11 protein-coding genes are annotated in these 12124 nt (G+C 44.4%); 7 read left to right on the forward strand and 4 right to left on the reverse strand.

Annotated features, from left to right (window positions below):
• Positions 1–34 precede the first annotated feature (34 nt).
• Both FTD44_RS10450 and FTD44_RS10455 read left to right on the forward strand, forming a co-directional pair.
• Positions 35–721, forward strand: coding sequence for a TetR/AcrR family transcriptional regulator (locus FTD44_RS10450; protein WP_129021505.1), 687 nt, complete (start codon positions 35–37; stop codon positions 719–721).
• 230 nt (positions 722–951) lie between these two features.
• Entirely contained in the window at positions 952–1380 is a 429-nt protein-coding gene (locus FTD44_RS10455) for a GNAT family N-acetyltransferase (RefSeq protein ID WP_222166394.1), read from the forward strand.
• 227 nt (positions 1381–1607) lie between these two features.
• Here the strand turns inward: FTD44_RS10455 and FTD44_RS10460 are convergent, their stop codons facing one another.
• Complete coding sequence (locus FTD44_RS10460) at positions 1608–2558, reverse strand: NAD(P)/FAD-dependent oxidoreductase (RefSeq protein WP_222166395.1); 951 nt, start codon at positions 2556–2558, stop codon at positions 1608–1610.
• Between the two features lie 122 nt (positions 2559–2680).
• On the opposite strand from FTD44_RS10460, the gene FTD44_RS10465 reads away from it, so the two are divergent.
• The 5 genes from FTD44_RS10465 to FTD44_RS10485 all read left to right on the forward strand — a co-directional run bounded on the left by FTD44_RS10465 (position 2681) and on the right by FTD44_RS10485 (position 8636).
• Entirely contained in the window at positions 2681–3067 is a 387-nt protein-coding gene (locus FTD44_RS10465) for a Fur family transcriptional regulator (RefSeq protein ID WP_222166396.1), read from the forward strand.
• 297 nt (positions 3068–3364) lie between these two features.
• Positions 3365–4156 (forward strand): patatin-like phospholipase family protein, encoded by a 792-nt coding sequence (locus tag FTD44_RS10470; protein WP_222166397.1) that lies wholly within the window; start codon positions 3365–3367, stop codon positions 4154–4156.
• Positions 4157–4272: 116 nt separating this feature from the next.
• The gene (locus FTD44_RS10475) at positions 4273–4671 is read left to right on the forward strand and encodes a BlaI/MecI/CopY family transcriptional regulator (protein ID WP_129021500.1); all 399 of its coding nucleotides are present in this window, start codon (positions 4273–4275) and stop codon (positions 4669–4671) included.
• Positions 4672–4696: 25 nt separating this feature from the next.
• Positions 4697–6145 carry a M56 family metallopeptidase gene (locus FTD44_RS10480; protein WP_222166398.1) on the forward strand — a complete coding sequence of 483 codons (1449 nt, stop codon included), beginning with the start codon at positions 4697–4699 and terminating at the stop codon, positions 6143–6145.
• Between the two features lie 40 nt (positions 6146–6185).
• Positions 6186–8636 (forward strand): outer membrane beta-barrel protein, encoded by a 2451-nt coding sequence (locus FTD44_RS10485; protein ID WP_222166399.1) that lies wholly within the window; start codon positions 6186–6188, stop codon positions 8634–8636.
• Between the two features lie 47 nt (positions 8637–8683).
• On the opposite strand, the gene FTD44_RS10490 is transcribed toward FTD44_RS10485, so the two are convergent.
• From FTD44_RS10490 to FTD44_RS10500, 3 genes are all read right to left on the reverse strand, one after another.
• Positions 8684–9253 (reverse strand): YdeI/OmpD-associated family protein, encoded by a 570-nt coding sequence (locus FTD44_RS10490; protein WP_222166400.1) that lies wholly within the window; start codon positions 9251–9253, stop codon positions 8684–8686.
• 71 nt (positions 9254–9324) lie between these two features.
• The gene (locus FTD44_RS10495) at positions 9325–11256 is read right to left on the reverse strand and encodes a sensor histidine kinase (RefSeq protein WP_222166401.1); all 1932 of its coding nucleotides are present in this window, start codon (positions 11254–11256) and stop codon (positions 9325–9327) included.
• A 62-nt stretch (positions 11257–11318) separates the two neighbouring features.
• The gene (locus tag FTD44_RS10500; RefSeq protein ID WP_222166402.1) at positions 11319–11987 is read right to left on the reverse strand and encodes a response regulator; all 669 of its coding nucleotides are present in this window, start codon (positions 11985–11987) and stop codon (positions 11319–11321) included.
• Positions 11988–12124 lie beyond the last annotated feature (137 nt).

The following is a 12124-nucleotide window of genomic DNA, read 5'->3' on the forward strand; positions in this document are numbered from 1 at the left end:
GTATTAATAGTAATAATACGATAATTTAGAAGTAATGAAAACAATGAATAAGGAATCCCAGGAGAAAGTTACAAAAGCGCGTAAAGTAACGGATGGCGCTATTCGTAACAAAGCTCGTACTAAGAGAAAACTGCTTGATGCAGTAGGAGAGGTCTTGCGTACGAAGGGCTACACCGGTTTAACTATTCGCAACATCATTGAGACTGCTGGAGTAGACAGAAGGTTAATCTATCTGTATTTCGGAGGAGTAGATCAGTTAATTGAGACTTATCTGAATGAAAAGGATTACTGGATGAGCCAGATCAGTCCGAAGACGCAGGCGATTATGGAAGCCGCCGACAACTTCGGTCAGAATGAAATTACTGCCATCTTACATACCATGTTTGATGAGGTATTTCAGTCTGCTGATTTGCAAAAAATCCTCAATTGGGAAATCAGTGAATTTCAACCAAGATTAAGAGAGCTGGCAGATAACCGTGAAGAGTTAGGCAAGCATTTATTTAAACTTACCGATGCAAACTTTGCTAAGACAGATATTAACCTGAGAGCCATGATGGCTGTACAGATCGCAGGTATATACTATCTTATTCTTCATGCTTTATCAAACGGGAGTACGTTCTGTGAGATTGACCTGAATGCTCCTAAAGGCAGAAAGGCGATTAAAACAGCACTGTCCAAAATGATGGAGCTGATTTACAAAGAAGCGGAGAGTCAAAAGTAATTCCTCTTTTCTTAATCAAAGATATAGCACCCCTTATACAGGTTATTCTCAACCTGTATAAGGGGTTTTTTGCCTTTAATTTAGTTGGTTTGATAATTTATTTTGATATAAAGTATTGATTATAATTAAAAAATACATAACAAAAATAGTATATTTTATTTTAGATTGTTTTAAGATTAGAAATAGATACTGAATAGATTAACTCCGTCGTTTCTATAAAAAAAGACTATATGGATAAAGAATACAGTATACATACCGGCTATGAGGCTATGGATATTGCGGCCATACACCACTACTTATCACAAGAGAGCTATTGGGCAAAAGGTATACCTTTTGAAACGGTACAGCGATCTTTGCAGCATTCATTTTGTATCGGTGTCTTTACCGGGGGGAGGCAGATCGGGTTTGCCCGGCTGGTAACGGATTACAGCACATTTGGCTACCTGGCAGATGTCTATATTCTGCCTGCACACAGAGGTAAAGGGCTTTCTAAAGAAATGATGCAATACATCATGGACCTGGACTGGATGGCTGGTTTGAGAAGAATCATGCTGGCTACACTTGATGCCCATGGCCTTTATCAGCAATTTGGCTTTAAAGTCACAGAGACTCCTGAGCGAATCATGGAACGTAGAAAAGAACAGGCTTATACCAAATAGGTATAAGCCTGTTGCTGTCCGCATACCGCAATAACGGTTACGATATAGGGACAGTCTGAGGTTTAGGTTTTAATTATTTTGAAGTAAATGAAAACGGTGTGTGATAGGGTTTAGTCCGTGTGCTATTATTCTTTTTTGTCCCATGCAAAGGTAGGATCGCATATCCGGATACCAGAGGGTGTTTTACCCGTATTTTTACCGGGGTTTCACCCCTATGCGCACAAAACCTATACCAGTCGCTGTTTTAGTAATGCTTCATTCAGTTCCCTGTTAAGTGCTGCACCCGCCATAGATCCGCTGTATACTGCTTGTGCAACAGAGCGCATGCCAGAACTGTTATCCCCGCAGGCATAGACTCCTGCTATAGAAGTCTGCTGCACCATATCAATAACAATATGACCTTGTTCTGTAAGAGCACAGCCCAGGTTTGCGGCAATGGTACTATGCTGGACAAAAGGCAGGCGTGCATACATAGCCGGTAATGCAAGTTTGGTGTCATCATCAAAAATAATCTCCTCCAGTTTGCCTTCCTTATGCCTGATCGAGGCCAGTGGCTGCTCTATAATATGTATAGACAACTTTCGCAGCTGGCTGATCTGCTCTTCAGTCATGGTAACCGGACCATTGGTCAGCAGGTATAATTCTTTGCTCCAGTTGTACAGCAGCATGGCAAATTCAAAAGCCATTTTCCCGTTTGCCAGTATAGCTGTAGGCTGGCTATGGTATTCATATCCGTGACAGTACGGGCAGTGAATAACAGAGATGCCCCAGCATTCGGCGATACCTGGTATCTCCGGCATCATATCCTTAATACCCGTTGCCAGCACCAGTCTGTGGCTTTTGTACAGGTCTCCTGAAGCTGTTGTTGTGGTAAAGAGGCTTGCATCATTTACACTATTAATGGCGATGTCTTTGCAAAGACTAATGGTCGGGTAGGCGAGCACCTGCTCCAGTGCTATGGCAGACAGTTCTGCAGGTGTACTTCCGTCACGGGTCAGGAAGTTATGCGAGTGCGGTGTCTGACGATTACAGGGCATGCCGCTGTCAATGATCAGTACCTTACGCAATGCCCTGCCAAGGGCCATTGCAGCCGATAAACCTGCATAGCTGCCGCCGATAACGACTGCATCATAGAGGATTTCGGTAGAGGGTTGCTGTGTATTTATTTCTTGTATCATAATTCAGATTTTTAATGGAGGATTAACGATTGCTGCAGTATCTTTGCTAATGCAACTTAGTTGCAAAAATAAAGCTTCATTATTAATTGCAACTAAGTTGCATTAATAAAATTTGTGTTAAAATGAGCAACTCAAGAAATACTATAGCGCGTACAGAGATACTGAACCTGATTAGGGAAGCGGGAGAAGCCTTGTCCCATGCAGATTTGCAGGCATCTCTAGGCGATTTGTGTAACCGTGTTACGATCTACAGGGTGCTGGACCGTTTGCTGGAGGAGCACCTGATCCATAAGATCGCAGATGTAGATGGTAATATTACCTATGCGGCCTGTCACGATTGTAGTGGTCGTCATTTGCATAACCATATTCACTTCCGTTGTGAAGAGTGTCAATCTGTAACCTGCCTGAACCAGGTAGAGCCCGAGTTTAAGTTACCGAGACAGTATGTAGTACATAGCATGAACTTTACCGTATCCGGTCTGTGTCCCAAATGTTCCGGTAAGCGATGAAAGCAGGTTCAGGCTCAATAATGTGTTACTTCAGCCTCAAATGAATGTAAAGGCTTGGAAATGCAGGGATCGGCTTATTCTTTTGTAGTCCGGATGTGCAGCAGGTCTTAATACTCATTGCATAAAACTTCCGGCAATACTCTGTAAAAGCATTTTCAACATACCCAAAAACAGAAAACACACACCAACCCGGTCATCCCTTTGGCCGGGTTTTTTATGCCCTGCAGACTGGTTTTGATAACAGCACTTTAATGGACAGATGTGGGATTTTTACGGCAAAATGCGTATGTTAGCAATATGATCGTGAACCATAGATTAGGTATTACTTTATCCGGTGGCGGATTCAGAGGGGTAGCCCATCTGGGAGTACTGCAATTCCTTTCAGAGCTGGGTATTTCAGCGAATGAACTGTCCGGAACCAGTGCCGGTGCGCTTATAGGTGCATTGATTGCTGAAGGGTACAAACCACTGGAGATATTACAGTTCTGTAAGGATGAAAAATTCTTCAGCTATTCCGATCTCCTGTCTGCCAGGCGCAGTGGTTTGTTTAATACCATTGTATTTGAGCGTATCGTCAAGAAGTATATTCCCCACGATAGTTTCGAAGGATTAAAAATACCCCTTTATGTATCCGTTACCGATCTGACCAATGCAGCATCACTTATGTTCAACCAGGGATCATTATCCTTTGCCATTAAATGTTCCTGTTCCTTTCCGCTGATCTTTCAACCCGTAAAATATAAAGAAGATGTGTATCTCTGTGACGGAGGTATTATGAATAATTTCCCCGTAGAACAGATGCGGGCTTCCTGTAATAAAGTGATCGGGATAAATGTGAACCCGATTAGCCGCATGGAAGGCAATATCAGTTATAAAGAAGTGATCGGCCGTATTATCCGTATCGCAACCTCAAGGCTGTATAATATCGGGGAGAAGCAATGTGATATCTACATACAGCCGGATGAGATTAACCATTACGGCACATTTGACTCCAAGAAAATACAAGAGATCTATGACCTGGGCTATCGCTATGCACAGGAATTTGAAGAAGCCTTCCTGGAGCTGAAGGCCTCACTGCAAAAGCCATAACATTCAGGGCGCCCGGCATAGCCGGGCGCCCTGAATGTTATGGGGAGTTTACAATTTTTACATTTTTTTGTGAAGTAGTATATTGTTCGTACGAAAAGTTTCGTACCTTTGGTTTCATGCGTACAAAACAACAACATAAATCCACCTCCGAACCAACCAAGGCAGAGCTGGAAATACTGAATGTACTGTGGGAACACGGCAGTGCTTCCGTGCGTTTTGTGAACGACCGGTTGAATGAAAGCCGGGAAGTAAATTATACCACCACCTTAAAGCTCATGCAGATCATGGTGGAGAAAGGTATCCTGACGCGCGATGAAAGTAGTATGAAACATACTTACAGTGTGGCGGAGGCCGAGCAGGATACCAAAGCACATTTGCTGGACAAATTTGTAGAGACTTTGTATAAAGGTTCGGCCAGTAAACTCGTTATGCAATTACTGGGCAATAAACGCACCTCTTCTAAAGACCTGGAAGAGATCCGTAAAATGCTCGATAAAATGGACCCTAAGCAATAATTTTTTAACCGGTAAACAGATCACCATGAATTCAATCCCTTCCGGCCTGATCAAAGCGGTATATCACAGCCTGGCACATTCTCTGTGGCAGGGCATGTTGCTGGCTTTGCTGACGGCAATCATCATCGGCACTACCCGAAAAGCCGCACCAGCAAAGCGATACAATCTTTTATTAGGAACACTGCTCTTATTTATACTGGGCAGCACTTTTACCTTTATATACCAGTTACAAGATATCAGCCATTACCGGGTATCGATAAGTGTTACACACGGATCTGATCTTTCTTTTGCGGCATGGATGCAGCAGCTCACTGATCGTATGATGGCCTGGCCTTATGTGGGCCAATTCACTTATTGGTTGAACACACATGCCGGTCTGATTGTGCTGGTCTGGCTTTCTGTTATTTGTCTGCGTATGCTGCAACTGGCACTGGGCCTGAATCGTATGCGATCCTTACGCCGCAGTGCAGCAGATGCTGTTCCTGCCGAATGGAAACATTATGTACAACAAACAGCACAAACATTAGGCATTCATCGTGGTGTACAGCTGGCCATTTCCGGTCTTACCAAAGTGCCGCTGACACTGGGTTATTTCAAACCATTAATACTGGTGCCTGCCGGTTTACTGGCAAGGGTTTCTCCTGCAGACCTGGAGGCTATACTGGCGCACGAACTCGCGCATATCCGCCGCAGAGATTACCTGGTCAACCTTTTACAGCATATTGTTGAAACTGTATATTTCTTTAATCCTGCAGTGTGGTGGATATCCTCGCTACTGCGGGCAGAGAGGGAGCATTGCTGTGATGATGTCGCTATTGCGCTGACGCAAAATAAGAAACAATACCTGCAGGCACTGGTTGCCTGTGAGGAATATGCAATAGCTACACCAGCCTATGCCTTATCCTTTGCAGGTAGAGGGCATCAGCTGAAGGATCGTGTGCTGCGCCTGGTTTCCGGATACAACCGAAAGGGTAATCGTGCCGAAAAAGCAATCCTGAGCATGTGTCTTTGTACCCTCATACTGGCTGCTACAGCATTATATAGTTACACTTATAAACCTTTACCGGCGTCTGGTACACCGGCTGCAACAGCCAGCAATATTATCCCACCTGCATTACCGGGTTTAGCGACCGAAGCAGATGTCTGTCCGCCGCCGCCGGCAAAAACAACAAGCAAGGAGGCGCATGCTGAAACAGCTGTGGCCAATAATATGACCCTTTCCACAGCTGCCGTATCCGGTACTGCAGCAAAAGATACTAATCCTGTAGAGACTGTTGTGGTAGAGATGGAAAAGGATGGATTAGTAGCGGTCAACGCACCGAATGTACAAGTGCGGATCAGTAATAATGTTGTGGTCGTGAATGGCATTACCATAGGAGCGGATCTGTCGCGAAAATACCAGGATCACTATGTGGCCTTAAGCGGTACAGAGGGAGACTGGCAGGTCAATTACGAACGAGAGACTACAAATTAAACAACCCATTTTACCCGAATAATTTAATTCAAATCATCACATGAATAAACTGTTTACCCAAACGGTCCTGGTATCTTCTGCCCTGGCCGCAAGCCTGAATGGCGCTGCCCAGCAGCAATCATCTGCTGTTAACGGCAAGGTTTCCGACCATACCGCACAAGCCTTAATGGCGGTTACTGCAGCACTGATCAGCCCGGACGAATCAACTGTTATCAAATCGACCATGAGCGATGAAAACGGTCAGTATGTGCTGGATGCCGTACCCGACGGACTGTACCGTATCTGGCTCAGTGCAGTCGGTTATGAAGAATATAAAAGTGATACCTTCCGTGTCAGTGGTGCTACAATACAATTACCAGCTGTGCAATTAAAGCAGGGCAATGGTTTGCTGAAAGAAGTGAGTGTGGTGGCCAGGCCTCCCTTTGTAGAACAGAAAGTAGATCGTACGGTGGTGAATGTAGATGCTTTGATTGGTAATGCAGGCAGTTCCGCACTGGATGCACTGGAGAAGTCTCCCGGTGTACGGGTAGATCAGAACGGAGGCATTAGTCTGAAAGGTAAGCCCGGTGTTATGGTCTTTATTGATGATAAACCCACGTATATGTCCGGCACACAATTACAGGATTACCTGCGTTCTATGCCGGCTTCCAGCCTGGAAAAAATTGAGCTGATGCCCAATCCGCCAGCCCGGTATGATGCGGCAGGTAGTGGCGGGGTGATTAATATCCGTACCAAAAAGAACAAGGCCAATGGCTTTAACGGGAACGTAAGCCTGGGGCTGAACCAGGGACAGTATACCCGCAGCAATAATAGCCTGAACCTGAACTGGAGAAAGAACAAGGTAAATGTCTTTGCCAGCCTGGGTTATAGCCATCAGAACAGTTTTAATGACCTGGATATATACCGCCGGTATAAAGATACCGATGAAAGTACCCGTTCCTTCTTTGAACAGAATACCTATATCCGCCGTAAAGGAGATGGGTATACCGGTAGAGTAGGAGCAGACTTCTACCAGGATGAGCATAATACCTGGGGCGTACAATTCAACGGACAACTAAACCAGGGTAAACAGGTCAATGATAATACCAGTAATCTATTAAATTCCGGCCGTCAGACCGATTCTGTGATCAAAGCATTGAATACGGAAAAAGACCAGTTTCGTAATGTGGGCGTCAATGCCAATTACCGCCATCGCTTCGATAATGCAGGTCATGAATGGACAGCAGACCTGGATTATATCCGCTACCGCACCCATAACGATCAGCTCTTCCTCAATACCACTTATATGCCCGATGGTGCAGTATCGCAGCGTGATCAGCTGAATGGTAATCTGCCTTCGGATATTTATATCTATTCCGTAAAGACCGACTATACCCGTCCGACCAAAAGCGGATTTGTGATCAGCGCAGGTTTGAAATCAAGCTACATCAAGACCGATAACCTGGCAGAGTACTTGTATACCAAAGACAATGTAACTACACCGGATTACGATAAGAGCAATAACTTTATTTACAAGGAGAATATCAATGCCGCGTATATCAATACCAATAAGGAATTCAACCGTTTCTCCGTGCAGGCGGGTTTGCGCATGGAGCATACTTTATCGGACGGACATCAGTTGGGTAATGCGATGAAGCCGGACTCCACCTTCCGCAGAGAGTACCTGAGCCTGTTTCCTACACTGTATATGAATTATAAACTGGATAGTGCATCTAAACACCAGGTGAATCTGAATTACGGCCGCCGCATCAATCGTCCGTATTACCAGGATATGAATCCGTTTATTTCGCCATTGGATAAGTTTACCTATTATGTCGGAAACCCTTTCCTGAAGCCCTCTTTCACCAATAGCATAGCCCTGTCTTATATCTATAATAACCGCATTACGGTAACCATGTCTTATGGTCGTACGCGCAATGAAGTACAGGAAACCATTGAGATGATTGGCAATACCTATTTTAGCCGTCCGGGTAATATCGGTCGCAATGTAGTGAAGAGTATTTCTGTAGATGCCAACCTGGAGCCACTTTCCTGGCTTACCCTGAGTGCGTATACAGAATTATGTAACATCCATTCCCGCAGTAATTTCTATACGGGCATACTGGACAATAAAGGTACTTACTGGTTTGTCCAACCTATGGCACAGGCCCGTCTGGGCAAAGGCTGGACGGCAGAGCTGAGTGGCCGCTATATCACTGATGTGACCACAGCACAGTTTGTGATCCTGAGTAATGGTGGTGTAAATGCAGGCCTGCAAAAGGCTATAGGCAAACAAGCCACCTTGAAATTAGGTGTGAATGATATCTTCTATACCAATGCCAATAACGGTATTATCAATAACCTCTACCTGACCGATGCGCACTGGACCAATAAACTGGATACCCGTCAGGCCATACTTAGCTTCAGCTATCGTTTTGGTAAAGCAATGAACAATGACCGCAAACATACTGCTACCGGTGCGGAGACCGAGCAGGATAGGGTGAAGAAGTAAGAAGTAGAAAGAGCGTTGTATCTATGTACAACGCTCTTTCTCTTTTATTAATTCCCCATTACCTGCTCCAAAATCCCCGCAATCCTTTTCTGTCTTGTTTCAGGGCGCTTGGCGGCAATAAGCTGGTATAGGATACCTTTCTTCACGGTTTTACTGAGTTTATGGAAGGCATCGATAGCACCGGGAGTAGCGTCCAGGGCGCATTGCAGATCTTCGGGAATAATCATGGCCTCTACAGAATCCAGTATGGTCCAGGAGCCGTTTTGTTTCGCCAGGTCTATACTGGTCTGTCCGGCGGGCATCATTAACCCGGTTTCGATCAACCGGCTCACTTTATCTTTATTGATATTAGACCAGACGCTGCTTGGTTTGCGGCGGGTGAAATACTGCATGAAACGATCTTCTCCGGCAGATACACGGGTGCCGTCAATCCATCCGAAACAGAGGGCCTCATCTACAGCATCACTCCAGCTGAGGCTGGGCGTTCCTGATTTTTGTTTATAGCAAACCAGCCAGATCGATGTGGCCTGCTGGTGATGGGTTTCCAGCCAGCGGCGCCAGTCTGCACGATTAGGGGCGTAATAGGTAGCATGCTCCGGTATATTGCTGTAGTCCATATGAATGTATTTTGATACAAAGATACTATTGCCGGAGACAAGGGTATGTCAGCAGTAAAGGAGGTGTTATATTATTTTCCCTGACTCAAGGGTACCTCCACACTTAATGCAGTCCCGTTTTTAGTAGATTCTATAGCCATTGTACCATTCATATCCTGTATCCTGTTCTGTAAGGATTGCAGTCCCAGGCTTTTGGTTTGGGGTAGCGCATATACATCAAAACCCTTACCATTATCGTTGATCTGTAAAGAAAGCATACCTTCATCTGCATACATAAACAGCTGTACTTTGTATGCTCCGGAATGCTTCAGTATATTGATAAATGCTTCCTGTATAATACGCAGCAGCTCAATTTTTATGCGATGCGATACCTTTTGAAGAGAGGGATTATCTATGTCAATTGTTTTCTCGAACTGCTGTTCGGGCAAGGCATAACTTGCCAGTTTCTGTACACTCTCCGCAAAAGAATCCTGTTCTTCTTTAGCCCCTTCGGTATACCATTCATGGCTTTTCTGCCGGGTATTCTGGTAAGCATTTTTTACCTTTAGATTAATGGTTTCTAAGCGCTCCTGCTGTTTATGATCCTGTTCATCCAGGAGCTGTAGTTCTATAAAGTAACCCAGAGAGGCCAGCTGGCCTGCAAGATCATCATGTAATTCCATGCCCAGTCTTTTCTGTATGGCATTTGCCCTGATTTCCAGTTCCGCTATTTCTATCTGGGTCAGCTGCCGCAGTGTTTCAATTTTTTTTCGTGCATTTCTGTCCTTCCGCTTCATGTACAGGTACAAGAGGATTATCGCACTTACTGCGAGCAGGGCGGCAATCGCAACGATGATATTCCGTTTTTGCTTCTGGGCTTTCAATTGTAATATCTCACCCTGTTTCTCCTCAGCAATCAGCCGGGCGTACATATTATTATTGATATCCGCCATTTTAAGGCCGATTACCGAATCATTTATTTCATAGGCCCCTAGGAGATCGGTATATGCCTGAGCATAATGATGATCCAATGCATTGACAGTAGCACTGTAGCGCAATTGTGCCGTTCCGTCGCCCGGATCGTTTTTGTTGATCTTTTGGGCCAAAAGCTGCATATAATACCTGCTGCTGTCTGGCTGTTTTTGGGCGATAAAGAAATCGATGTATTTGCGGATGAGCGCCCGTTCTGCCGATCGTGCCCATATCTGCCTGATCTCATCACTGGTCCGGACAAGCGTACGGCTGCTGTCTAATATGCTCTTGGCATGGTTTATGTCTTTCAGCATCAATGCTGCGGTATACCGTACCTGGTAATTCAAATACAAACATTGTTTGAGCTTGCCCTGGTCCGCTATATTTTTAAAACTGAGTTGCTGATATATTTTCCCGGATATATCCACTATAGTCCTGACCATTGAAGCGTCCTGTTCCCGTGCATATAGTCTCGATACATTATTCAGGATGGTCATGGCATTCAGGCTCGTATTGACCGGGACATCCTGGTTCCTGATCAGTTGTGGCAGCTGTTTCAGAAAGGGAAGTATATTTATAAAGACCGCTTTGCGCTTGTCTATATTTAGTCGTTCATTACTACCATAGACAACCAGCAGGAATCTGGGCTCATTGAGTGAGGGGAAATAGGGTTTTGTTTTTTGTAATTCCTGTTCTGATTTTTGCAAATAATAAAGTGATGCCCCTTCCTGGTGGGTAAATGATGTATGGTTGGCCAGTATGCTATAGTACTTTACCCGGTAAGGCTGGTACTGCTTTTTACCCCAGGCTATCTTTTGATAAAGAGTCATATATTTGGGGAAATCGGGTTCTTTTAAATAGCTTTCTGATAAGGCCTCTGCCTTATTCAGATAAGCGGTATCGCTTAGTTTGCCCTGCTTATATTGTTGTTCTAAAGTAGTCCAGTCTTTCTGATTTGTTTGTGCGGAAAGCGGATATTGCAGGCATATGAACAGGAAAAGGAGGCAGACTATCCGAAGGCAAGGACGATATGTGGCGGCGGAAGGAAACATAAAAAATGATTTGTGGTATTGCCGGGAATGTTTAATTCATTTGAATACAAACTACAGGCCGCTTATATCAGGTGATGGTCATAGGCATACTTCACCAGTCCGACGGCAGAATGAATATTGAGTTTCTGCATCAGGTTTCTCTTGTGTGTCATAATAGTTACAGGGCTGATGTGCAGCATTTCTGCAATGACTCTGGTCTGGTGCCCTGCGGCGATAAGGCGCAATACTTCCAGCTCTTTCTTTGTAAGGGTGCTGTTTTCTATAAATAATACGCTGGCCGCCAGTCTGCCGCTCAGGTCGCTGCTGATATATTTCCGGCCTTTATATGTATTTTCTAAAGCCATTTTAATCTCATCTCTGCTCACTCCCTTACTGATATACCCGTTTGCGCCCAGTGCAAAACACTCTTTTACAGTATGGGTATCCTTAACACTACTCACAATCAGTATAATCAGGTCTGGGTACTGTTTATGGATGTGCCGGATGAAATCATTGACCTGTTCTCCGGGCATCAGCAGATCTGTCAATACAAAATCATAATGCTGTTGCTGCAGGTAATTTGCGGCTTTCTCCAGTGTATCTGCGGCATGAATAATACTGCCTTCCGGTAGCATTTTATCTAATAGAGAACAAAACCCTTCAGCGACTAAAGAGTGGTCATCTATCAGTAAGATATTAACGGCGGGTATGTCTATTTTTTGATACACTTGAACTACAAAACTACAATACATATATCACTTTTTATCTACTATAAATGGAGTATTTATATCATGGTTATGATGATCAAATTACCTCTTATGGCTGATTGGATGCCAGTCTGCTGATTTTGAAATTTGTATTTCCTTAAAAACCATTTTAAACAACGTAA

The organism is Edaphocola aurantiacus (assembly GCF_019797745.1).
In the GTDB taxonomy this organism is placed as follows: Bacteria; Bacteroidota; Bacteroidia; order Chitinophagales; family Chitinophagaceae; genus Edaphocola; species Edaphocola aurantiacus.